Here is a 21,846-nt window from a genome sequence, read left to right on the forward strand (position 1 = left end):
GGCTATGCCTTTTTTATTTCAACTTCGCCGCCGTTATTTTCAGCTGCTTCACGTATCTGCTCGGCCTTTTCACGCGATACGCCGCGCGCTATCGTGGACGGCGTGTTGTCTACGGCTTCCTTCGCCTCGCGCATGCCTAGTTTTATAACGCTTCGCATAGCTTTTATAAGGTTGATTCGTTCATTAAAATCAGTACTATGCTCGGTTAATATTACGTCGAAAAGCTCGTCATGCTGGGGTATTTTTTCTGGCGCTTTTGATGCCGAAGAAGAATTACTGTCTAGCAGTCGGGCTTTTGCTTTCGCAAACTCTTCCTCAGTAAGCGCCCCCGCATTCTTAAGCGCCGCGAGCTGCGCAAGCTGTCCGGCTAAATCCGACGAAGGCGCGGAAGGCTGCGGCTGCTGTACCGGCTCATCGTCTTCGTAGTCGTCCTCATCGTCGTTGCGATGGCGGCCTTCGTAAAAATCAAAGTTCCGGTCTACACCCTGAGAGTTTAGAATTAAATCTTGCAGCATTGTAAGCACATCGCCGTCAACGACAGCGACACATTCTTTATTGTCGCTGAACGTAATCATAACTTGGTGAGTCTTTTTGTTCTTGGCAGATAGAGCCGCCGCAATTCCGACACCGCCGAGCAACACAACCCCAGCGCCGCCTCGCAGAAGAGCAGAAGACGCGCTCTTTGTCGTGTCTGTGTCGATGATGCCGACCTTCCGCACAGTCTGACGGTTTAATGTAAAACGCTTCGCGCCGAAAAGTTTTTGCTCTTCAAGACGTAACTCCTTAGACATTATGCCGCGAATCACTAACTTTGCGCCTTTATAAGCGCCCGCAGTTACGACATTCTTGTCTGCCATTTTTTTATACTAGCCTTTCTTCTCGGTGCTCTCGGCTACATATCTGGTGGCTGTGGCAATGAGCGCATCGGCAAAATTGTATATGTCGTCAAGGGTTTCTATGGTATGGCGAACGCCTTCTTTGCTTTCCTCAAAAGTATCTATTGATTTTGAACGTTTCTGGATACGGATACGGCAGATTGTCCACTTCTGTCTATCATCAAGACAGACACTACAATGCCCTTTATAATCGTGTAGTATCAGCCGATTGACGGGGGCGGTTTTACAAAGGATAGCCTTGACTATATTGTAAGCATCTATTTCTTCTTGTGTCGTAACTATTTCGTCCTCACTTTCTGGCTGTTCTGGCTCTTGTGGAGTTTCTTCTTTTGCCTTTGAAGCATCTTTTTCTTCTTTTAGCGCGGAGGTTAGCCTATCGCTCACGCGCTCGCTGATGAACTGTCCAAATGCCCGTTTGGTTATATTTGTAAACTTTTCCATGAGTCCAGACGTAAGCCGCCCATCATAGACCTTACGGGACATGAACTTTACAAACTCATCATTCGGCTCATTAAGCATATCAAGTAAATACTTTTTGAGTTCGTTCGTATATTTCAGTTCTTCAGCGGCGGGAATAATGGAATCAATGTCAAAAGAGCTTTTGCAGAACTTTTTCAGCTCACGTATAACGGCGTCATTTACTTCGTTGATGTTAAATTTTAAGAAAGGTTTATTATCGAGCTTCTGCGCTTCATCAAGATCTGAATAAAATTCATAATCTACGCCATTGGTCAACACGCCGATACGAGCAGGAACAACCATGAAATAGCGCGCGAGCTGTGCTCTGTTGTCAGCCGTTAAATCTGTACCAGTCCACTTACATTCAATGAGCATAATCGGCGCGCCGTCTTTCATAATAGCGTAGTCGATTTTTTCGCCTTTCCTATCCACGATGTCCGCAACAAACTCAGGTACGACTTCGGAGGGATTAAATACGTCGTAGCCCAGCGCTTGAATAAAGGGCATGACGAGAGCGGTCTTTGCAGCCTCTTCGGTCTGGATGCTTCCTTGCATCTGTTTGTAGCGTTGTGCAATTACCTTTATTGAATCTATTAGCTCCATCTCGGCACCTCCTATAAAATTAAAAAGCCCTCGGCGGCTTGTTTTTTCTTATTATTGATACGACTTTACCTCTTACCCAAAACCACTCTTTTTGCGTTGCGTATTCTTTCTCTATCCGTATAGGTGCGTATGCAGGATTTGCTGAGCGTAGCTCGACTGAGCCGTCCGGGAACCACATTACCCACTTTATAAACCAGTTATCGTTCCAGACGACAAGAGCCATTTCTCCGCTTATTACTTCGTCAGCAGGATTTACGACTGCGATACACCCTTCATCAAGGCCTGCTCCTACCATGCTCTCGCCTTCTATGTGTATTCCGAAGGGCGGGTCTAGATCGTCGTAATGCTGTATGTCCGATGGGTCGATATACACAATATCGTTCGGCGTAGCTTCCACTCCGTACAGCCCGGCACCTGTCCCACAGCTTGCTATAAACTCCATGCTGGTTACGGGGACGGCGATGGTCTTGACTTTTCTAACGTTTGATTTTTCTTGAGGCTCTTTGTATTTCAGCCTCGGCCTCCACCCCATAGACTCCATAGCCTGCGTGATGATACGCATACGCCCGCCTGCTGGTTCTATCTCGCCTTTGGCATAGCGCTCAATATCCTCGCGCGGAATGTTGGTGCGATTTGCAATCTCGTCGAGGCGTGCTACGTCTTCTTCAATAAATTCGCGCAGCATGGCGGCGAATACTGGCGAGGCGTTGCGAGGGTGGTCTGTCACGCCCATCAAATAATCTGTGCTTACATCAAAGACCTTGGCAAGTCTTTGAGTTGTTTCAAAGCCAGGCTTTTTCAACCCTTTCTCGTATTTTGAAATCATTACCTGAGCAACCCCGACCAAATCGGCAAGTTGCTTTTGTGTCATGTTATTGGACTCTCGTAAGGCTTTTAATCTTTCTGCGACAGAAAACATATACAACACCACCCTGACATTATAGCCCAATAATAGCCTACGGTTTTAAGAGAATCAAATACCCTTTGATTATAAATATAGCCTTAGGGTTTGACACAAATAAAACCTAAGGCTATAATATGCCCAGTGAGTAAGGGGGTGATTGAATGGCATTTAGAGGGGAACTATTAAAGACGTGGAGAATGTCTCACGGCCTTACCCAAGCAGAAGCTGGTGCAAGAATCAATGTTAGTCAGAATTTTTGGCGGAACCTTGAGACAGGCATAAAACAGCCATCCGTAGACACATTGGTTCTAATTTCCCAAACCACGGGCATCTCAGTAGACGATCTTCTCGGAAACCCTACCCAGCCCCTGCCCACGCAGGAGCCGGAGCAGGGGGAACGGGAGGCGGTGTAGCCGCGCTCGCGCGTATGCCGGGGCTGCTGCAAGCAACGGCAGAGTTCCATGACGCGACGGACGAGGGCTCGGAAGTCGCTTCTCTCACAGCAGGGATAGTGACAGGGCAACTCGGCACAGCGGAGCGGGAAGCGATACGTAAGCTCGGCAAGCTCGCGGCAGAGGCGGCGGGATTTCTGAGCAGCCTCGGGACACCTGAGGCACAGGCGGCTATCTCGGTGGTACTAACCAGCCTCGGCGTTTGCTAGAGGCGGGAAAGAACCTTGAAAACAGAATAACGGAATCAAGTTGCTGATTAGTAGTTATTAGCAGTGATTAGGAGCGATTAGAAGAGATTAGCAAGGAGGTGAGTCCGTGCAGAAACCGATTTACGAGCTCAAAGAGAACCCGCTGTCTATCGCGATATACGGCGAGACGGAGGACGTGTGCGACCTTGTTGAGGCTATCAAGGCCGAAGGGATTCTCACGGATTTGATAATCAAGCCGGACGGCACAATCCTTTCAGGCCACCGCAGATACCGTGCGGCGCGACTGGCGGGGCTTATCACCGTTCCCGTGAAGGTAATGACGCCGCGCGACGCCGTGCAGGAAGAGCGCTGGATTATCTTCATGAACAGGCAAAGGAAGAAGACGCCGGGACAGCAACTCAAAGAGATTGAGCGACTGCGGACGCTGTTTGAGCGTGAAGGGCTTCAACGAATGTCAGAAGCCGCAAAAGAAGAGCGTGCATCACGAAAACTCAAGGCGACGGAAGGGAAAAACGAGGCTTTGTTGGAAACCAACAAACCCTCAAATAAAACCGAAACACCTGTCGCAGAACCCGAGTTCAATATCGAAGAAATTTACGAGGGCGCGATTGAGCGAACCGCTGAAAAAGAATCGCAAACGCAACATTCAGCGATTGAATCAACACCTTCTGAAGGTCAATCAACACCTTCGGCGGCGCAATCACAACCTTTAGGGCGTCAATCAACACCTAAGCCCGCGCCAATCAACATGCGTAAGAAAATCGCGCATGAGATGGGCGTTTCAGAGAACTACGTCCACCAGCTCCAGACCGTCGGCGAGGCCGTCAAAGCCGGAGTGCCTGAAGCCAAAGAAGCGCTCGACCGCGCTAACAGGGGCGAGATAACAGTAAACCGCGCCTACGAGATAACGAAGAAAGCCACAACGCCGGAGAAGCCGATACAGATTCCGTTCTCCGAAGGAGCGGCGGCGATACCGGGCACGGCCCTGCACGAGTTCTATAAACGTGCGAAGCCAGTCGGCGCATGGGTGGAAGAGCTCAAATCGCAGCTTCGGCACGATTCGCCGGACATGACGCTGAGCACGGCTTACAGCTTATCGGGGTTTGTAGCGGTCGAGCTTTTGAGATATCGGGAACTCAGCGCCGAGATAGAAGACTATATCGCAAGACACGGAGGCGAAGACATTGAGCAGGACGAAGACGAATACTAAGACAAAGCGCGAACGGTTCAGGGGCGACATCGAAGACGTAAAGGCTTACGCGAGAAAGACCGGCAGCATAGACCAGCCGACGCTGATTGAAATGCTCGACCCCGTGACGGATCTTACCGAGGCTGTTCAGATGTACAACAGCAAAGTCTGTAACGCTGCGGCGCGTCAGGCCGGACTCATAGCTCACAGGCAAGGCAATATCTTCGTTTACACGCTGGAAGAGCAGATGAACGACGCCGCAAAAATGTCAGCGGTCGGCTTCCGCTGTCAATGGTGGTTCGGGGCTATGCGGAAGATACGCAAGTACATTTTTGAGCTGACCGCGCAGCTTAGCCTGTTCGGCGAAGACGAAGAGTCTATGCGCGAAAAGCTCAACTTCATAAGGAAAATCAGAAACGAGCTTAGAGGTGCGTTAAAGGTTTTTTCCGTCGCGGAGCGCCGCCTGTCCGAGCGGATAAGGCGAGAAGAGCATATACGCGAGAGACGCGCCGGTTAGGTTAAAGGAGGAATCGCAATGAAGCGAGAAATAGACGTCAGTAAAATCCCGCGCCGCGGATACATCGGCAAGCGCGAGGTCGAGGCCATTTTCGGCTACACGTGGCAGACGCTCACCCGGCACATGGAGAAGGGGTTAATCACTCTTCCGGCTCCGATGTGCAGGCGCGTTCCTGAAGGCGTGTACGGGGCGACAGCTCCGCTCAAGTGGCCAGCAGAAGAGATATGGGCGGCGTACAGGGAAAGCCGTAAAGGAGTTGCCGCATGAGCACGCCCACATATCTGCTTATCACGACCGGCTGCTTGACTTTGATAGTAGCGGTCGGCTTGCTCGCGGCGCACGTAGAAAGCGCACGGCGCGAGCGCGAGATGATACGCCGGCCGCGAGAGTGGCGACACGGGAGGATAGAGCAATGACCTGGGAAGCCCTTGCGCTCATAGCGCTGATGTTTATCGGCATCGTCGGCGATTGCATCAAGGCGACGCCGGAGGATTGGGAGGAAGACGCAACATGGGAAGAATAACCCAAAAAATAGACCACTTGGATTTTGAAAAGATAAAATTCGCCACGCTGTCTGCAATACACAAACTGCAAAAAGACGACTGTTTTATAGTCGCGATTTTACGAAATGTTGATGAAGGTAAAGCACAAGTCGAAACTCACAGCGGCATAACGCCAAGCGCGGCCCGTTGGCTGTTCCTATCGCTCTTTGAAAACCCCGAAATGCGGCGGGCCGCATCCTTCGTCCTGTCCTCGTTTAAGAAGATGAGCGCCGAGGAAATACAGGAGCTTCTTGAAGCGCTAGATGCTTCAATGGCAGAGGAGGAAAACGCAGAATGAAATTCATCCTTTTCAAAGGCCGCCACTCTCACCCGGAGATAGACGGCCTTCCCGCAATATTCCCGGACGGCGTTGACGTGATGGACTTCGCGCGGCTGTTTGAGATTGCGACCGCCGCGGTCTCTAAGGTTGCGAAAGTCCACGGCGAGAGGCTGGATTTGTACTGCACCGGGCTGACCCCGGCGGTCTGCGCCGTAGTCAACGCCTGCATCTGGTGTGACGTAGAGCTTACCTGTTGGCACTACGATAAGGCAGCGGACGGTTACAAGCCGCAGAAGATAACGACGACTGCGGCGTTTTAGGAGTAAGGGGGAATCATACAATGCCCAAAAAGGAAAGTGGCCAGCCGCAAAAACGTAATGTAACTATTAGGTTTTCTGTCGATGAAATCACATGGTTACAAACAGAGGCCGCCAAAAACTATCGAACGATGGCGCAGTTTGTCAGATGGATAATCGCAAAACACAGAAAAGAACAAGGTGCTTAGAACATATGTCCAAATTTTTTATTGAATTCTTCGTCCGTGAGAAACTTTCCCTCTTCATGGTCGTAGTAAACGTATCCTAGTTGTTCTCTTGTATCAATGACGTAATTTGTGAGCACACTATAGACTAAGTTTGCAAGAGACCGCATCTCTATATTGGCTAAAAGTTGTAGTTGCTCGCGCAGTTCATCATCAATACGAATGGTTAGGTTCTTTTTGGGTTTTACAGTTTTTCTCGGCATCGTCATCACTCCTCTTGCGAATACATTAAGAGTATAGCACTTACAAGAAATTGCAATGCAAATACAGCTTTACGCAATGCAAATAAAAACATATAATATAAGCAAGTAAATGCAATGCAAAAAGGAGGCATGTTGAGCAATGACAATCCTTGAACGACTGCAAGACGCACCGAGACAACCGCGCCGGATGGCGACGAACCGCCGCCGCGAGGAATGCTACGAGGCCACGAAAGAGCTTCTCCCTCAAATCATCGAGGCAAAAGAGTACGGCTACACGTGGCACTCAATACGCAACATGGTGGAGCAGATACTTCGCGAGCGAGGCATCTGGCGCAAGCACTGGGACAACTGGGACATACAGGCCAACTATTACAGGCTGATGAAGGAGGCGAAACAGCAATGACCATCGCAGACAAGGCGCGCGAAATCCTTGAGTACGTCTGCTCCGCGGACGCACGCAATACTAACCCGCACGCGAAGGACATCGCGGACGTTATGACGGCAAAGCAGGCTATGGCGGTGTGTGCCATAGCCGAGGAAGGAGGTAACTGAAAATGGGCTTTGAAGGAGTAAAAGAGACGCCCACGGCGGTCACCGTGAGCGGTCAAAGAACGGGTGTTTTTGCGAGAGACACCACAGATATTTTAACACGGATTCTCACAGAGATGGAGTTCTTCGAGGGCTTCCGCGCGTGGTGCGGATACGGGAAAGAGCTCGAATGGAGGCTGACGGCATGACGGTCAAAGAGATGTACGCGCGTCTCGACGCGATAGAAAACGAGCTGGACGAGCTGAGCGAAAAACTTGACATGAACGCCTTTTGCCATAAGTGCAGATACGCGGAGGTTAGGAGCGGTACTAAAGAGATATGCGGCTTTGAGCTGCACTATGAATACCTCGATTGCCCTTCTGGCCTTTGGGTTGACGCAAAATGCCCTCGCTTTGAGGAGTACAGAGAGACAGAGGCTCGTTTCGACGAGCTTAAACGCGAATACTGCGAGATCGCAGACTCGCCGGTGAGCGCAGAGGTGACGAACTGATGACGCTGGACAAACTGAAATCGAAGATATTAGTCGCCGCGCGTGAAACGGACGGGGCGGCCTTCGACCTTCTCCGCTTCGGCACGACCGACGCGGAGGCCGATACGTACACAGTACCGGCCGAGTACGTCCGCAAGCTTAGCGAAAGCCGCATGAAACTCCACGAGGCGATAGATAAGCTCGACATAGAGCGCGACAAAGAGAAGCTGCGCCCTATCGTGAGCAGATATGAACAGCGCGTGCTCGATGAGCAGCTAGGGCTCCGCGAGCCGCGTCTAACCATACCGCTCGCAGACGATTATGAAATCGACTGGGATTTTGACATGACGGGGCGCCCTGTCTACAGGACGCACATCGGGAATTAAGGGAGGAATTGAAATGGCATTCAGGAAAGCGGAACGCAGACAGGCAAAATTACGGCTCGGGCTCATCGGGCCGTCGGGTTCGGGCAAGACATACGGTGCGCTTCTTATTGCGCAGGGGCTCGGAGGAAAGATCGCCCTTATAGACAGCGAAAACGGGAGCGGCGAGCTTTACGCCGATATGTGCGACTACGACGTGTGTCAGCTTGCGCCGGAATTTACGCCGCAGAAATACATAGCTGCTATCCACGAAGCGGAGCGCGCGGGTTACGACGTCATCATCATAGACAGCTTGTCGCACGCTTGGGCGGGCGCAGGCGGCGTGCTTGAAATGGTGGACAAGCGCAAGGGACGCGGCAACGACTTCGCCGCGTGGCGCGATGTGACGCCGCAGCACAACGCCCTCGTAGACGCAATGCTGCAAAGCCCGTGCCACATAATTGCTACGATGCGCTCTAAGACCGCTTACGACATGGAGAAGGACGAGCGCACCGGCAAAATCAAACCGGTCAAGATAGGGCTCGCGCCTGTGCAGCGTGAGGGCATGGACTATGAATTTACGGTCGTCCTTGAGATAGACCAGCAGAAGCACATGGCGGAGGCTACAAAAGACCGTACGTCGCTCTTCGACGGCGAAATTTTCAAAATCACGCCGGAGACTGGGGAAAAGCTCAGGGCATGGCTTGAGACCGGCCTACCGGCAGAAACTGTGCGCCCGAACAAAACACAGGCCGCGCCGAAGCCGCTCACCGAAGCCCAGCAGGCACAACGCACGCTTATCGGTATGTTGACCGACGACGCGGGGCTCGGGCTGCGCAAAGACGAGTGCGGCGCGTGGATAAAACAGACGCTCGGACGCGACATCAAGAGCATGAGCGAGCTCGAGCTCGGGGACATAGAGGTCTGCATACAGGCAGCGCAGGACGCTATAGGGCGTAAGGTTGCGTGATTGGACGGTGGCTATTTCCATTTTGGAAATAGCCACTGATGACTAGATAAGGAGGAATTAAAGATGAAAAGAGAATGGATACCTTTTCCCGAGGGAGAAATATATGACCCGGTGTTTGAAGCCGTAGCCAGGCGCGCCGGAGTATCAAGAGGCAAGGCGGTTCTCGTCTACATAATGTTGATAAACCATGTAATGAAGAACGGAAATTCCTGCGACGGACATTATGTCTATTTTGATACTGATACATGTGATGCAGCGTTTGATTTCGCCGAAGGTACGAGCGCGGCAGTCGTTAGAGCCCTTAAAGACAAGGACCTTATCGACATGGAAGATGGCAGCTGCTGTTTGACAAGGTGGGTAGACTATGCGTACCTTGAGGCGACCGCATTGGCGGAACAGGATACACGGACAAGGGCAAAAATAGAGCTGGAACAGGAAGAAAAAAGCGCGCCTGTTTGTCCAACAAGCCAAGAAAAGAATTAAAGTCCCTGAGGCCCTTCAATGAGATCGCGATATATAAAACCGGGATTTTTTACCAGTGAACAGCTTGCTGAGTGTAGCTTCGCCGCCCGCATTCTCTTTGAGGGGCTATGGTGCTATGCAGACCGAAGGGGGAGAATGGAAGATCGTCCTAAGAGATTAAAGGCGGCGATTTTCCCGTATGACAACGTAGATATTTCCTCGCTTCTCAATGAGCTTATAACCAATGAGCTGATTGTCCGTTATGAGGTCGATGGCAAGCATTACATTTGGATTCCCAATTTTCTGCTCCATCAACGCCCCCATCAGAATGAAACGGACAGCATTATTCCGCCTTGCGAGCTTGAGCTAGAAATGGTGCGGAATGGCGCTATTAAGCCGGAAGAGGGCGAGCCTAAAAATGCGGCAGGACGGCAGAACAACGCCGAACCATGTCAGTGCAAAGAGCCAAGCACTTGTCCCCAGGGCAATACAGACTTGTTACCAAGGTGCGAAGCCCTTGCCACCAAGGTCGAAAGCACTTGCGACCATGGCAACAAGCACTTCGCCCTTGAGAACTTGAGAACTGGAGAACTTGAAAATACAAATACACGTCCCCTGCCGGAGCCGGGGACTGGCGCTAGCGCGCCCAGCGCGTCGGCGAATGATTGCCCTCACGAGGCCATAATCGGGCTTTACCACGAGATTTTGCCCATGCTCCCGCGTGTCAAGGTCTGGAACGACTCTCGGCGCTCCATGCTGCGAACGCGATGGCGCGAGGACAAGGCGCGACAAAACCTCGCGTGGTGGCGGCAGTACTTCGAGACCGTCGCGGCGAGTGATTTTCTCTGCGGCCGATGTCCGCCGGGCAAGTCAAGGCGCCCATTCATGGCAGATTTGGAATGGCTGATTAGGCCTGGGAATATGCCGAATGTGCTTGAAGGGCGCTACAAGAATCGCGGTTCCACTCTGCCCTCGTCCACGCCCAAGCCGCAGGCAAGCCGGGGGGAAGAACCGATGACCTACGAGAACTGTGGCGAAGTGTGGGAATGGGCCCCGTGGCCCGAGGACGGAGAACCGGATAAGGCGGTGAGTTAGCAGGATGGAAAGGCCAGTATCGCCGTTAAACATCAAGCAGGCGGGGGCGAAGTTCAACAGGCCTGAAGCGGAAACGCTCGAGCAAATGTGCATTGCGTTGGGCGAAGAGGCTAAGTGGTGGGCGAGCCGGGGCGGCAAGCCGACGGACATAGCGAAACAGCTTATGACTAGCGTTCGGATGTGCGGGGAGCCTCCGTTCATCTCTGCGGCCGATGTTTCGCAGATGGCGGTCAACGCTTTCAAGGCGCTAGTAGCCGAACGCCGCAGTATGGGCGCGAAAAGCAATGACCCGGCGCTGACTGAGCCCAACGACATGAGGGCTGAGCTGAAAAACATGGAGGCCATGATCGACTACCGCACGGAGCAGTTTCACTTCGGCGTTCACGAGCTCGACGACGCGATGGGAGGCGGTGTGATGAAGGGCCAGATTATGTCAATCATAGGCAACCCGGGCTCAATGAAAACGTCGCTTCTGCTTTCCGGGATTGAAACATGGGTAGCAGAAAGCCCCACACCAGTCGCGTTTTTTTCGCTGGACATGGATAAGCCCGCTATATTCGAGCGCCTTATGCTTAGGGAAATGCGCTGTGGGCGGCACGTGCTCGTAGACAAGTACCGAGCCGGCGCCGAAGAGTACAAAGCGGCGAAAGAACGCATAGGCAGGCGTTTCTCTGGGCGCATGACGGTGCTGGGCAACACAGACGGCCCCCTCTGGACGATAGACACGCTCGCGAGGTACGTGCAGTTCAATGTTCCGGGGCTCCTGGCTATTGATTATCTGACTCTGCTCAAGAAGCTTGGACAAAGCGACTATGACACCGTGAACGAATCTATGCTCATGCTGAAAGACCTCGCGCGCCAATACCGGACTGCGATAGTTATACTTTCGCAGATGTCTATGTCCTCGCGACGCGAACAGGCTGCTGGAGGAATGGGCGGTTCGGCCCGCGGCGGCGGCATCGTTAACGAGCTGGCGGACGTAGAAATTGAGCTGTACCGCGATATGTCAAACGACCCAAATGACACCATGCCGAAAATAATTGCAACAATCACGAAGACGCGCAGCGGAATAGCAGGCTCAAGTTGGAAGCTTGATTATAACGGCCCGATGATGACCTTCCGAGGAACGGCGCAGCGTGTGTTTCGTAAGCGCAAGACCCAGGTATTCGAGGATGCGTAAGAGATGTCGGCGAAATCGATTTCGTCAACATCGTAAGCCTCAGGCGTTCGAAGATGCGTAGCAGTAAGCTTTTACGGACGACCCGAAAACAGGGCTCACCCTATACGCGCCATATACCCGTTTTTCGGCCTACCGTCCACGACAAGGTTAGCACTTTTGTAAAGACGATAAACGTTATGCCTAAAACAAGTTACGCACCTTGTCGTGCGAGATAGAGCCAAAAACGGGGAAATGGGGTGTTGTTGCTGACTGAGTTGCAAAAACTGACACTTGAATTGCCGCGGTACGACGACAGGCTCACGGTCGAGCGCAGCGAGATGTTCCCAAAGACGCCATTCGTGATTATGGGCGAGCTTCACGGCGTGAGGTACCCGGAGGGCTTTTACAAGACGGAGCAGGACACGCGAAACGGCTTGACCAAATTAGACGTTTATATGAACAGGAGGAGGCGGAGCGGAATGCCGGAAGAGATAAAAGCGTGTAAATGCGGCTGCGAGGATATATGCGTCGCGGACGGCGTCTCGGGCACTGCGGTATTTTGCCCGCACTGCGGGCGGTTTATCCGGCGTCTGACGCGAAAGCGCGCGGTAGAGGCGTGGAACGAAGGCAAGGCGAGGGTGAGCAGGGACGAATACCGCGGAAGGAGACGGAGAAGATGACCGAAACGACGCAAGAAACAATCAAAATCGCGCGGAGTTGGCTGGAAAACGAAGAGAAGTTCGGAGACCCAAACGCGCCGACGCCCGGCACGATGACAGCGCTGGCTGTGGTGGAGCTTGCGGAGAAGGTCAAAGGGCTGGAAGAAAAATACAGGTGGAGGAAATATCAAGACGAGCCACTGTCTACTGCGACGGGATATGTGCTGTTGTATTACAAAACATGCGAAGGTAATGAGATTTTTGTTATGGGCGATGCCAGAGAGGTAGAAGAGCAGTACGCCGGTGTGTGGGGGATAAGCGAAGATAGGCGAGTGTACAAACTGAGTATTTATTGGCATCCGCTGGACTTGCCGGAGGAGGCCGCGAAATGACGAACTTTGAACGCATCCGCATAATGACCACGGAGGAGATGGCAACTCTATTGGAATCAGAGGCTTGTCAGTGCTGCGCTTACTATAATCTCGCCCCTTGTAGTTTTAAGTCCTGCAAAGAGGGCATCAAGAAGTGGCTGGAACAAGAGGTGGAAAACTAATGACGAACCTCGAACACACAAAAGGGAAAAAGCACTTATTAGGTGAAACCCCATGCGAGACGTGCGCTTATAGGGGCACGTCTGACTGCGGAACGAAACTTTGCGAAGATGGAATCAATGAGTGGCTGGAAGGGAGGGTGCAGGACGATGAGCGAGTTGACTAAAGGGTTTGAAAAATACTTCCCGCTGCCGTGGGGCATATCGTTTTATGGGGACGGCGTTCACTACATCGACTCGAAAAACGGTAGCGGCTTCTGGATTATGGAGGACAGGGAGGGCGACGCTACAAAAAAGCAGGACACGGCAGAAGGGCGTGCCGCGATGGAATACATGGCGAAATGCGCGAACCTCATGCCGGAGGTCATAAAGGTATTGAAACAAGCACAAGACGGGATAAAAGAAGCGTGCAATTATCACTGTTACTACACTTGCCCTAGTTGCGATTGGTGTGAAGCGCAGTTGGCGGAAGAGCAAATAGGTGCCCTGCTCGCCAAGCTGGAAGGAGACGCGGAAACAAAATGATTGCATGTGCATATCTCATAGCGTGGGTAATCTCTGGCGCGTCCCTGCTAGCGCTTGCGATCTATAAGGACGCGAGTTGGGGCGTCTACTTTGCGATACTGCTGCTCATGCTTATAACGGGTTCAGTCAAAATCAACATAAAGTCTGGAGGCAAGGGAGATGCGAGAGATTAAATTCCGCGGCAAAGACGCAGAAAACGGCGAATGGGTATACGGAGACCTATGCACTCTGCGCGCGAAAGATGGTGAAGTCACTGTCAACCGCCTTTATAAGCATGAAGTATCTGGGCTACACGTTGTAATAAGCACTCCCGTTGACCCCACCACCGTAGGCCAGTACACGGGGCTGAAGGACAAGAACGGCGTAGAAGTCTACGAGGGCGACATACTGTCCCGCAACAATGCCCAGTTCCCAATGCGCGGCCCCGTTAAATACGAAAACGGCGGCTTTTACTTTCACGATGAAGAATCGGGATTTTGCCAATATCTGTTACCTGATATTGCAAAGCGGGGAGTGCTGAAAGAGTTAGAGGTCGTCGGCAACATACACGACGACGCGGGGCTGCTCAATAATTAGTAAATCGTTTATTCCACACAAACCATTTTGCGAACCGTAAAACGCGAAATACGAGTAGCAAAAAGTTCAGATAGAAAGGAGCTTATAATGCCAATTTTACGAGTCTTTCCCCGCCGAACGTCCTGCACACCGACGGACGACTACGCCGTTGTAGGCGACGTGCCGCTTTTCCTGCCGGACGACATAGACGAGGTTCACGTCAGCGTTACGTTTTCGTGGGATTTGCCCGAAGCAGAGCGTCTGGCGCGCGCCTACAGCCGGATTGCGCCGGTCAAGATAGGCGGCCCGGCGACGGGAATGCGCGGCGAGGATTTTACCCCCGGAATGTATCTCAAACGCGGATATGTAATCACATCGCGCGGATGCCCAAACCGTTGCTGGTTCTGCTCTGTTCCGACTCGTGAAGGGCCGCTGCGCGAGTTGACAGTTACCGAGGGGAATAATGTCTTAGACGATAACTTGCTCGCCTGCTCTGACGAACACGTCAAAGCGGTCTTTGCAATGCTTGAGCACCAACCGTCTGTGATGTTTACGGGCGGGCTTGAGGCTAAAAGGCTCAAGCCGTGGCATGTCGAGGCGTTTGAGCGCATCAAGGCGCAATCAGTGTTTTTCGCATACGACACGCCGGACGATCTTGACCCACTGCTCTATGCGCTTGAGCTTTGCCGCGCGTCTGCCTGGTATCACATACACAAAGTACGTTGCTATGTGCTCTGTGGCTATCCGGGAGACACAATCGACAAAGCGGATGCGCGTTGTATGACGGTACTGAAAAACGGAGCTACGCCTTTTGCAATGTTTTATCGCTCGCCGGATAAGCCAACACTCAAAACGCGGGATTGGACGCGATTCCAGACAACATGGACGCGCCCCGCGGCTATCAACGCCACAAGAAGGAGGCTGGGGATATGATTATCTGCCACTTTTGCGGAACCCCGCTCGACACCTGATGCGCCGATTACGTCGTTGTTGACGGCGCTGAAGTACCTTGCTGCGCGGAGTGCGCGGCGGAACACAAGGATAAGGGGGTTAATTAACAATGGTTGAATATAGAGTAACGCAGAAACAATTACGTGCGCTTGAGGACTTAGCGGATTTTATCAAACAGGCGGAAGCTTGTTTAGACGTTGAGACTGCATTTTTGAGATATATCGTTGATTGCATTTCAGAGCAGCCATTGGGAGGTGCGAGCAAATGAAAGAATACAGAGTGACGGAGAAACAGCTTGAATCACTAAAAAAACTATTTGAGGCGCTCAGCCTAAGAAACTGTGAACAGATATTGAACGAATTGCGTGGAGAGGGATTTATAGAGTATGACGATGTCGGCGAATTTCTGGACAGGCTATGTAACGACCTATTGGAAGAGAGTGCAGAGGAAATAGGGAACTACACCGAGGTAAAGCGCGAGTTGAAATACCTTATAGAGGACATCGAGGGGCAGGAAGTTGCGCACAAGAGACCAATGACGTTGCTCGAAGTGGTAGAAACATCATTCGTAAGGGTAGGAGGATGCCCCGGGGATGTTAGATTCAGCGATGCTTTTAGAAAAGCCGGATATAAACAGCCAAATGTTAGTTGTCCGCGGGACGCTGACGGAAATTGCTTGACCTGCTCCGACTGCTGGAAACGCCCCGCCGAGCCGCTGGAGGACGACCATGCCCGCTAAGCTCGAGTCGTGCCCGTTTTGCGGCAATGCCGAGCCGGAGGTCGTGATAACGCATAGCGAAGGTTGCGGTGACGTGAGATATAAAGTGTTCTGTTTTTCGTGCGGCGCGTCAGGAACAGTAACATTAAGCACCGAAGAAGCGGCTTATTCATGGAACAGGAGGGCGAACGATGAACGAGACAACTAGCACCACCCACGGCGGCACTGCCGCAGACGCGACGCACTACCAGACACTCGCACAGCAGCCCATAGAGATAATGCAGCGGCTGATGACAAAAGAGCAGTTCCTCGGCTTTTGCCACGGTAACGTAGTCAAATATGCGCTCAGATGTGGGCATAAAGACGACCCCGCGAAAGAGATGGAGAAGGTCAGGCAGTACGCGGATTGGTACGTCAGTGCCGCGCGTGGCGAGACGATAGACCCGATGAAGAAGGCGCAAGTTGAAACGATTGGGCCGGGCTGCTATCTGTATGCCGCCCCAAAAGCACATGGGACGGAGAAATCCGCAGAAGCACCCTCACCCGACCCCGAGCAGAAATCATGGATTGACTGCGTAAAAGAATTCAACAAAGCCTACGACGTTCCGACTCTTCCCGGCCCGGCGCTCAGGTATGTTGAATACCTCGACACTCTTGCTACGCAGGCAGAACTTATAAATGAAGAGATTAACGAACTGAACGTTGCTTTTGACGACTGGATGGGAGGGGGAGACGCTAAGGTAGCAATCCTCGACGCCATCTGCGACAGCATCTATGTCCTAATCGGCCTCGCCCTCAAAATGGGCTTCAACCTCGATGCCGCGTTCAGAGAAGTCCACCGCTCAAACATGAGTAAGCTGGGCGAGGACGGTAAGCCTATCAAGCGGGACGACGGAAAAGTGTTGAAAGGCCCGAACTTCACGCCGCCCAACCTTGAACCGTATATCTAACGAATAAGAAAAGGAGAAGATGCAGAGATGAAAACAGTAATTATCAGCGGTCCACACTTCGTGACGGAAGCACTCTTCGGCATAGGGTTAAGCTACGGGCTTACGTCGTGCATTGAAAACGTGAAAGACCTTGAGCGCGCCGAGTGCTACGACCGGCTTATGCAGATAGCCCGCGGACTCGCACACAAAACAGGCGGCGGACACAACAAGTTTCTTGAGACGATAACGCTCACGCTTGACGTGAAGGCTCCGCGCTACTGGTGGCAAGAGTTCGACACATACCGTGTCGGCGTGACGAAGCAGAGCGAAAGCACCATGCACACGATTATGGCGCGCGAGCTTGAACCCTCAGACTTCGAGCGTGGGGCACGAGCCGATATGCTTCGCGTGCTGAACTTGACGCGCAGTGTTTATGTCAACGAGGCGAACGAGAAAGAGAAGCAAAGGCTCTTTCTTGACCTTAAAAACGACCTTCCCGAAGGCTTTCTCCAGCGTCGTATAGTCTGTCTCAATGCGAAGACCCTGCAAAACATGTACACACAGCGCAAAAATCACCGTCTGCCGGAGTGGCACGGCTTTTTCGACGCCATCAAAGAGCAGATGCGTGGACGGGAGTACGGCGAGTTTGTGAGCTTCTGCGTGTTCGGAGGCGCGGACAAATGCGCCTAAGAATTACATACACCTATTGGGACGCAAACGGGCGCGAGTACTTCGTCCAGCGCGCGCCCGTCAGTGGATATGGCGTCTACTCCGCTATCGGACGGCGGACGCCTAAGCCGGAGGTGACGGAGACTTTCGACACGGCAGAAGAAGCACAGGCGCGGCTCGACCAGCTCGCGATGGAGCTAAAACTATGCGCTGCGTAGAGTGCCGGTACTTTCACCGTCTCGACCTGCACACGTCGCCCGCGCGCGTCGTATGTGCTAAAAGCGTTTTAGTCGGCAACGATGTAGACGTGCGGCGCGGTTGCGGGATTGGAAAACTTAAGTCAAGGGGTGCTGCGGTCTGGAAGCCGGGCGGCGGCACGTCGTGGAACAGAGCATAAGGAGGAATCATGATGTTAGAAATTACGCCGGAACTAATAGAAGTTGTAAATAGCACAACTCTTAGGTTGAGAAAGGCCATTCGCTTAGATAAAGAGCTTTTAACGAAGGAAGAATATGAAGAGTACGCCCCAATTTTAATAGAGCTTGTCGATGTGCTTGTACTTTGTTCGATGGCCAAATTTGTCCGCGGAGAAACAAAATGAGCAGAGATTTTAACAAAGTCATTTTGACGGGGCGGCTCGCGAGAGACCCGGACGTGCGGACTACGCAGGGAGGGCAAAAGAACGCGCGCATATCGCTGGCGTGCGGGCGCGAGCGGAAGGACAAGACAACTGGAGAGAAAAAAGCCGAGGCGGAGTTTCACCCCGTCATGGCGTGGGGGTTCGCGGCGGATCTGCTCGAAAAGTACTGCCGCAAGGGCAAGCTGATACTTGTAGAGGGACGACTGCACTCTTACGACTACACAGACAAAAACAACGTGCGTAAATGGGTAACAGAGGTTGTCGCGGACAATATCATTCTTATGCCGGACAGCAAAAACAACGGGCAGGCGGCTGGGGCTTCGGCCTCTTCCACGCCAGCACCAGCACCCGCGGCTCAGTATTACCCGGGCGGCTCTGATGCGACATCGCTGCGCGGTGAGATGGGCTTCGAGGATGAGTTCGATTCGTTCCCACTAGATTTTTCTGAAATACATGGAGGCGATAGCGATGTGTCTATCCCATTCTGATAAGGTAAACAAAGCACAATTTAGGCATAAGCAACAACGACATGGTTGTGCAAACGGCAAGGATGGATATATACGCTTATATCAAATATGGCTCAGCATGCGAAATCGGTGCGATAGTCCTAATAACAAATGTTACTCAAACTATGGCGGTCGTGGAATCAAAATGTGCGATGAGTGGAAAAGCTATTTGAATTTTAAGGCATGGTCGTTATCTCATGGCTATGCCAACAACTTAACTCTAGACCGTATTGATACAGACGGTGGTTATTGTCCTTCCAATTGTCGTTTTCTCCCGATGTCTGAGAACCAAAAACGACGAACGATGAATACGTACATTCTCTGTGAAGGAAAGGTCTACACTCTAGCTTCGCTAGCACGCCTCTTGGGAATAAAAGAAAAATATTTATATGTTCGAGTTCGCAGACGAGGCATAAAACGAATTTTAGAAGAGCTTAAACTTCAACATGGCAAAACGTTAGAGCTCACGACTCTACGAGAAGTTGAGCACAACGGCTGGGCCGTCGTGTAAGTAATGGGATGAAATGGGCACCATGTCCCGCCTACCCTGCATTAAAGGCTGCATTTACTTCCGAGGCATTGACGAGCGCCGCAAGGCAATCTGCGCCAGTCCGCATGTGCCGAAGCCACAGAACATAGACCCTGATGTCGGCTGCTGGTGGGGCGAGCGCGCCCCTGTTGAAAGGAGGACGGATGATGAGGATAAGGCGCAAGGCATTCTCTTTTGACAGAGACGGATATGTTCCAACGGAGCACGAAGAGCAGGCGCAGCTAATCCGCATGGTAAACGCGGCGTTCCCGCGCGATGTGGCGGCTCTGCTTTGGGCTATCCCAAACGGCGGCGGACGGCACATCAAAACGGCGGTAGACCTCAAGCGCGAGGGCGTCCGCGCGGGCGTGCCAGACTTGATGTTCGCCTACCCTCACAAGGGGTACGCCGGGCTTTTCATCGAGATGAAGCGCCGGAAGGGCGGGCGCATCAGTGAAGAGCAGAAACGATATATCGAGCTTCTACGAGCGCAGAGCTACGCCGTCGTCGTCTGCAAAGGCTGCGACGAAGCTTTCCGCGCGATAACGTCTTACTTGGGGAGGGATGCGGCATGACAAAAGAGATAAACAGGCTTGTGCTTACGGTTTTAATTGGGCTGACGTGTCCGTTGGTGCTGCCGATGATGGAGGATTTACGCAATGACTGATAACACCGCAGCCGTACTAATGCTTGCTGCACTTTTTGCGCTGTGTGGGTTCGTCTGCTGGCTTCACGCGCGATACCCGCGGTCGAGCGGCGAGCGTGAAAGCAGCGTCTACAAGTGGACGATAACGCAGGCCCAACCCGGGCGTATCGCGCCGAACGGCAACATCGAGTGTGCGCCAACGCGCAAGCCGAAGCCGGTTAAACCACCGCAGCCGAACCGCAGGAAGAAAAAGAAAGCGAGAAAATGACGCTCGTGATTTATTACATTGGCGTTGCTACGTGTATCGGTGGCGGCGCGTTGCTCGCAGCAATCAGCATATATACGGGCGTGGCTGTGGCAGTGTGGAGCATAGCCGAGCCTATCGGTACTATGGGTACTTTAAGCGGCTTCGGGTTACATTTAGAGCAATTCCCGAAGACGAGGCCCAAGATAAGCCCAAGATAAGGCCCAAGACATAAAAATCTCCCCGCCGCCGGGGCAAACGGCTAACGGGGAACTCCAGTAAAGGTGATATGCGCGTACAGATATTATACATCATGGAGGTACGCGCATACATGGGCAGGAAGAAAAAGCTTCTCATACTCCAAACGAAAGTCATTAAAATAATGGATATAATCTCGCTCATGCTCGACTGCCATCCGGTCGGCTATCTTGTCCTGTGCGGACGCGAAGAGTGGCCGAGCGATGAAGACATCGCGGAAATGCTGCGCCTCCGAAACGGTTCAAGCGAGCCCGTCCATGTGCAGGGCGGGCCGGAAATCCCGGAGGCGCAGCGCCGCGTCGAAGCGATAGAGGGCGCGCGGCGGTACATGTCGGCGCTCGACCGCTACGGCGGCACGCATGCACTCATCTCCGCGGTCAACGACTACCGCCGCCACGATCCGCAGCGGTGCGAGTTGCTGAAACGCATCGGTATGGCTGGGATGCCCGGAGCGAAAAGCCTTGAAGCCCTTGCTGGGGAGTATTGCATGGACATGAAAACGCTGTACGCGAACAGGCGCGAGGCGGTCAAGGACATCGCGATGATGGTCGTGTACGGCGGGGAAGATTTTGAGCTGGCTGGGTAAAGCGCATCTTGACACGTATAAAAACACGTATTATAATTATAAACAACAAGGGGAGCTGATTCAATGAAGAGTTGGTCTTCACGAGAAGTGATAAAGGTACTTAAAAAAGACGGATGGGTTCAGGTGAGGTCAGAAAGCACACACAAGCAATTCCGTCACCCAACGAAAAAGGGGACAGTTACGGTGCCTCACCCTAAAAAAGACCTACCGTATGGGACAGTAAAAAGTATCTTTACACAAGCGGGGATTAAATTTTAATCCCCTTTATCTCCCCAACATGGAAAGGAGAATGCACAAAATGGCAAAAGATAATTATATCTATCCTGCAATATTAGATTACGCGGATGACGGAATAACGATCACTTTCCCCGATTTGCCGGGGTGCGTATCGTGCGCGAAAAATGACGAGGAAGCCTATTTTATGGCGCGTGACGCGATGCGTGGCTGGCTGCTCGTCTCCGAGGAATACGGCGACGAGATAAAAGAGCCTACGCCGCTAAAGGACGTGGCTCTGGAAAGTAACCAGCGTGCTATGCTTGTCGATGTCAATCTTGCGTTTTACCGAGAGCCGCACCGCAATAGAGCCGTGAAGAAAACGTTAACAATCCCCGCGTGGCTGAATGAGCTTGCGGAGAAGGAGAACGTCAATTTTTCGTATGTTTTGCAAAACGCATTGAGACAACAGCTCAACGTATAAGAAGGGCCGCCCACGAAGGGGCGGCTTTTTTATTGTCTGCGTCTAGCTTTTATCATATCGTTAACGTCACCGATATGATAAGAAAAAAATATCGCTCCAGGTTTTTCTCCCTAAAATGCTCCAGAAAAACCTCCATAAAACGCTCCATAAAAACCTCCCTGAAAGTCTCCCTAAAAAATCTGGAAAAAGCCGATACACTAGTATCATCGAATTTCGACGATGAGACCTAAGAACACGGCGCGCCACGCCCCGCGGTCTGGCAGCAGAGGAAGAGATTGCTTCCCGCCATTCCGCGGGGTATCATTTTCGTGACCTCACGAAAAT

Annotated in this window: 40 protein-coding genes; 36 read left to right on the forward strand and 4 right to left on the reverse strand. The window is 52.2% G+C overall.

What is annotated here, in order from left to right; genetic code table 11:
* Window positions 1-2 precede the first annotated feature (2 nt).
* The 3 genes from B5F39_RS02495 to B5F39_RS02505 are packed head-to-tail and all read right to left on the reverse strand — an operon-like array spanning window position 3 to window position 2,877.
* Entirely contained in the window at window positions 3-857 is an 855-nt protein-coding gene (locus B5F39_RS02495) for a ribosomal protein L7/L12 (RefSeq protein WP_087363492.1), read from the reverse strand.
* Window positions 858-866: 9 nt separating this feature from the next.
* The gene (locus B5F39_RS02500) at window positions 867-1,958 is read right to left on the reverse strand and encodes a type I restriction endonuclease (protein ID WP_087363494.1); all 1,092 of its coding nucleotides are present in this window, start codon (window positions 1,956-1,958) and stop codon (window positions 867-869) included.
* A gap of 19 nt (window positions 1,959-1,977) precedes the next feature.
* Window positions 1,978-2,877, reverse strand: a complete 900-nt coding sequence (locus B5F39_RS02505) for a LexA family transcriptional regulator (RefSeq protein ID WP_087363496.1) — start codon at window positions 2,875-2,877, stop codon at window positions 1,978-1,980.
* Window positions 2,878-3,289: 412 nt separating this feature from the next.
* On the opposite strand from B5F39_RS02505, the gene B5F39_RS02515 reads away from it, so the two are divergent.
* The 7 genes from B5F39_RS02515 to B5F39_RS14165 all read left to right on the forward strand — a co-directional run bounded on the left by B5F39_RS02515 (window position 3,290) and on the right by B5F39_RS14165 (window position 6,556).
* Entirely contained in the window at window positions 3,290-3,523 is a 234-nt protein-coding gene (locus B5F39_RS02515) for a hypothetical protein (protein ID WP_087363500.1), read from the forward strand.
* A gap of 106 nt (window positions 3,524-3,629) precedes the next feature.
* On the forward strand, window positions 3,630-4,733 hold the full coding sequence (locus tag B5F39_RS02520; protein ID WP_087363503.1) for a ParB N-terminal domain-containing protein: 1,104 nt from the start codon (window positions 3,630-3,632) through the stop codon (window positions 4,731-4,733).
* Complete coding sequence (locus tag B5F39_RS02525; protein WP_087363505.1) at window positions 4,708-5,229, forward strand: hypothetical protein; 522 nt, start codon at window positions 4,708-4,710, stop codon at window positions 5,227-5,229. The genes B5F39_RS02520 and B5F39_RS02525 overlap by 26 nt, the downstream gene beginning before the upstream one ends.
* An 18-nt stretch (window positions 5,230-5,247) precedes the next feature.
* Window positions 5,248-5,496, forward strand: coding sequence for a hypothetical protein (locus B5F39_RS02530; RefSeq protein WP_087363507.1), 249 nt, complete (start codon window positions 5,248-5,250; stop codon window positions 5,494-5,496).
* Window positions 5,497-5,739: 243 nt separating this feature from the next.
* A complete protein-coding gene (locus B5F39_RS02535; protein WP_087363509.1) occupies window positions 5,740-6,069 on the forward strand; it encodes a hypothetical protein in 330 nt (109 codons plus the stop codon).
* On the forward strand, window positions 6,066-6,371 hold the full coding sequence (locus tag B5F39_RS02540; protein WP_087363511.1) for a hypothetical protein: 306 nt from the start codon (window positions 6,066-6,068) through the stop codon (window positions 6,369-6,371). The genes B5F39_RS02535 and B5F39_RS02540 overlap by 4 nt, the downstream gene beginning before the upstream one ends.
* Before the next feature lie 20 nt (window positions 6,372-6,391).
* Window positions 6,392-6,556 carry a hypothetical protein gene (locus tag B5F39_RS14165; protein WP_158095903.1) on the forward strand — a complete coding sequence of 55 codons (165 nt, stop codon included), beginning with the start codon at window positions 6,392-6,394 and terminating at the stop codon, window positions 6,554-6,556.
* On the opposite strand, the gene B5F39_RS02545 is transcribed toward B5F39_RS14165, so the two are convergent.
* A complete protein-coding gene (locus B5F39_RS02545) occupies window positions 6,553-6,795 on the reverse strand; it encodes a hypothetical protein (protein ID WP_087363513.1) in 243 nt (80 codons plus the stop codon). The two genes, B5F39_RS14165 and B5F39_RS02545, sit on opposite strands and share 4 nt — an antisense overlap.
* Window positions 6,796-6,934: 139 nt before the next feature.
* On the opposite strand from B5F39_RS02545, the gene B5F39_RS02550 reads away from it, so the two are divergent.
* The 29 genes from B5F39_RS02550 to B5F39_RS02675 all read left to right on the forward strand — a co-directional run bounded on the left by B5F39_RS02550 (window position 6,935) and on the right by B5F39_RS02675 (window position 21,522).
* Complete coding sequence (locus tag B5F39_RS02550) at window positions 6,935-7,198, forward strand: hypothetical protein (protein ID WP_143330622.1); 264 nt, start codon at window positions 6,935-6,937, stop codon at window positions 7,196-7,198.
* Window positions 7,195-7,347 (forward strand): hypothetical protein, encoded by a 153-nt coding sequence (locus B5F39_RS14170; RefSeq protein WP_158095904.1) that lies wholly within the window; start codon window positions 7,195-7,197, stop codon window positions 7,345-7,347. Before B5F39_RS02550 ends, B5F39_RS14170 begins: the two co-directional genes overlap by 4 nt.
* A 2-nt stretch (window positions 7,348-7,349) precedes the next feature.
* A complete protein-coding gene (locus B5F39_RS02555; protein ID WP_087363517.1) occupies window positions 7,350-7,532 on the forward strand; it encodes a hypothetical protein in 183 nt (60 codons plus the stop codon).
* Complete coding sequence (locus tag B5F39_RS02560) at window positions 7,529-7,834, forward strand: hypothetical protein (RefSeq protein ID WP_087363519.1); 306 nt, start codon at window positions 7,529-7,531, stop codon at window positions 7,832-7,834. The genes B5F39_RS02555 and B5F39_RS02560 overlap by 4 nt, the downstream gene beginning before the upstream one ends.
* Window positions 7,834-8,199, forward strand: coding sequence for a hypothetical protein (locus B5F39_RS02565; RefSeq protein ID WP_087363521.1), 366 nt, complete (start codon window positions 7,834-7,836; stop codon window positions 8,197-8,199). The genes B5F39_RS02560 and B5F39_RS02565 overlap by 1 nt, the downstream gene beginning before the upstream one ends.
* A 13-nt stretch (window positions 8,200-8,212) precedes the next feature.
* Window positions 8,213-9,145: an ATP-binding protein gene (locus B5F39_RS02570; RefSeq protein ID WP_204245018.1), complete on the forward strand. Its 933-nt coding sequence runs from the start codon at window positions 8,213-8,215 to the stop codon at window positions 9,143-9,145.
* Window positions 9,146-9,208: 63 nt separating this feature from the next.
* Window positions 9,209-9,628 (forward strand): hypothetical protein, encoded by a 420-nt coding sequence (locus tag B5F39_RS02575; RefSeq protein WP_087363524.1) that lies wholly within the window; start codon window positions 9,209-9,211, stop codon window positions 9,626-9,628.
* Window positions 9,629-9,763: 135 nt separating this feature from the next.
* The gene (locus B5F39_RS02580) at window positions 9,764-10,702 is read left to right on the forward strand and encodes a hypothetical protein (RefSeq protein WP_143330623.1); all 939 of its coding nucleotides are present in this window, start codon (window positions 9,764-9,766) and stop codon (window positions 10,700-10,702) included.
* Between the two features lie 4 nt (window positions 10,703-10,706).
* Window positions 10,707-11,882, forward strand: a complete 1,176-nt coding sequence (locus B5F39_RS02585) for a DnaB-like helicase C-terminal domain-containing protein (protein WP_087363527.1) — start codon at window positions 10,707-10,709, stop codon at window positions 11,880-11,882.
* Window positions 11,883-12,136: 254 nt separating this feature from the next.
* Complete coding sequence (locus B5F39_RS02590; protein WP_143330624.1) at window positions 12,137-12,541, forward strand: hypothetical protein; 405 nt, start codon at window positions 12,137-12,139, stop codon at window positions 12,539-12,541.
* Complete coding sequence (locus B5F39_RS02595) at window positions 12,538-12,912, forward strand: hypothetical protein (protein ID WP_087363531.1); 375 nt, start codon at window positions 12,538-12,540, stop codon at window positions 12,910-12,912. Before B5F39_RS02590 ends, B5F39_RS02595 begins: the two co-directional genes overlap by 4 nt.
* Window positions 12,909-13,073, forward strand: a complete 165-nt coding sequence (locus B5F39_RS14175) for a hypothetical protein (RefSeq protein WP_158095905.1) — start codon at window positions 12,909-12,911, stop codon at window positions 13,071-13,073. Before B5F39_RS02595 ends, B5F39_RS14175 begins: the two co-directional genes overlap by 4 nt.
* A 147-nt stretch (window positions 13,074-13,220) precedes the next feature.
* Complete coding sequence (locus B5F39_RS02600; RefSeq protein WP_087363533.1) at window positions 13,221-13,595, forward strand: hypothetical protein; 375 nt, start codon at window positions 13,221-13,223, stop codon at window positions 13,593-13,595.
* Complete coding sequence (locus B5F39_RS14180) at window positions 13,592-13,768, forward strand: hypothetical protein (RefSeq protein WP_158095906.1); 177 nt, start codon at window positions 13,592-13,594, stop codon at window positions 13,766-13,768. Before B5F39_RS02600 ends, B5F39_RS14180 begins: the two co-directional genes overlap by 4 nt.
* Window positions 13,755-14,171, forward strand: a complete 417-nt coding sequence (locus B5F39_RS02605; RefSeq protein ID WP_087363535.1) for a YopX family protein — start codon at window positions 13,755-13,757, stop codon at window positions 14,169-14,171. The genes B5F39_RS14180 and B5F39_RS02605 overlap by 14 nt, the downstream gene beginning before the upstream one ends.
* An 87-nt stretch (window positions 14,172-14,258) precedes the next feature.
* Window positions 14,259-15,083, forward strand: coding sequence for a hypothetical protein (locus B5F39_RS02610; protein ID WP_087363537.1), 825 nt, complete (start codon window positions 14,259-14,261; stop codon window positions 15,081-15,083).
* Between the two features lie 127 nt (window positions 15,084-15,210).
* Window positions 15,211-15,369: a hypothetical protein gene (locus B5F39_RS14185; protein ID WP_158095907.1), complete on the forward strand. Its 159-nt coding sequence runs from the start codon at window positions 15,211-15,213 to the stop codon at window positions 15,367-15,369.
* Complete coding sequence (locus B5F39_RS02615; protein WP_087363539.1) at window positions 15,366-15,839, forward strand: hypothetical protein; 474 nt, start codon at window positions 15,366-15,368, stop codon at window positions 15,837-15,839. Before B5F39_RS14185 ends, B5F39_RS02615 begins: the two co-directional genes overlap by 4 nt.
* 170 nt (window positions 15,840-16,009) lie before the next feature.
* Complete coding sequence (locus B5F39_RS02625; RefSeq protein ID WP_087363542.1) at window positions 16,010-16,768, forward strand: DUF3310 domain-containing protein; 759 nt, start codon at window positions 16,010-16,012, stop codon at window positions 16,766-16,768.
* A gap of 27 nt (window positions 16,769-16,795) precedes the next feature.
* Window positions 16,796-17,437: an FAD-dependent thymidylate synthase gene (locus B5F39_RS02630; protein WP_087363544.1), complete on the forward strand. Its 642-nt coding sequence runs from the start codon at window positions 16,796-16,798 to the stop codon at window positions 17,435-17,437.
* Complete coding sequence (locus tag B5F39_RS02635) at window positions 17,428-17,634, forward strand: hypothetical protein (RefSeq protein WP_087363546.1); 207 nt, start codon at window positions 17,428-17,430, stop codon at window positions 17,632-17,634. The genes B5F39_RS02630 and B5F39_RS02635 overlap by 10 nt, the downstream gene beginning before the upstream one ends.
* Window positions 17,635-17,825: 191 nt before the next feature.
* A complete protein-coding gene (locus B5F39_RS02640; RefSeq protein WP_087363548.1) occupies window positions 17,826-18,017 on the forward strand; it encodes a hypothetical protein in 192 nt (63 codons plus the stop codon).
* Complete coding sequence (locus tag B5F39_RS02645) at window positions 18,014-18,544, forward strand: single-stranded DNA-binding protein (protein WP_087363550.1); 531 nt, start codon at window positions 18,014-18,016, stop codon at window positions 18,542-18,544. The genes B5F39_RS02640 and B5F39_RS02645 overlap by 4 nt, the downstream gene beginning before the upstream one ends.
* Window positions 18,545-19,258: 714 nt before the next feature.
* Window positions 19,259-19,666, forward strand: a complete 408-nt coding sequence (locus B5F39_RS02650; protein WP_087363552.1) for a VRR-NUC domain-containing protein — start codon at window positions 19,259-19,261, stop codon at window positions 19,664-19,666.
* A gap of 84 nt (window positions 19,667-19,750) precedes the next feature.
* Complete coding sequence (locus B5F39_RS02655) at window positions 19,751-20,005, forward strand: hypothetical protein (RefSeq protein ID WP_087363554.1); 255 nt, start codon at window positions 19,751-19,753, stop codon at window positions 20,003-20,005.
* Window positions 20,002-20,202: a hypothetical protein gene (locus B5F39_RS14190; RefSeq protein ID WP_087363556.1), complete on the forward strand. Its 201-nt coding sequence runs from the start codon at window positions 20,002-20,004 to the stop codon at window positions 20,200-20,202. The genes B5F39_RS02655 and B5F39_RS14190 overlap by 4 nt, the downstream gene beginning before the upstream one ends.
* A gap of 110 nt (window positions 20,203-20,312) precedes the next feature.
* Window positions 20,313-20,825: a hypothetical protein gene (locus B5F39_RS02665; protein ID WP_087363558.1), complete on the forward strand. Its 513-nt coding sequence runs from the start codon at window positions 20,313-20,315 to the stop codon at window positions 20,823-20,825.
* A gap of 63 nt (window positions 20,826-20,888) precedes the next feature.
* A complete protein-coding gene (locus B5F39_RS02670; RefSeq protein ID WP_087363559.1) occupies window positions 20,889-21,083 on the forward strand; it encodes a type II toxin-antitoxin system HicA family toxin in 195 nt (64 codons plus the stop codon).
* A gap of 40 nt (window positions 21,084-21,123) precedes the next feature.
* Entirely contained in the window at window positions 21,124-21,522 is a 399-nt protein-coding gene (locus tag B5F39_RS02675; protein WP_239391050.1) for a type II toxin-antitoxin system HicB family antitoxin, read from the forward strand.
* Window positions 21,523-21,846 lie beyond the last annotated feature (324 nt).

It is taken from the genome of Cloacibacillus sp. An23, from assembly GCF_002159945.1.
Lineage (GTDB): Bacteria > Synergistota > Synergistia > Synergistales > Synergistaceae > Caccocola.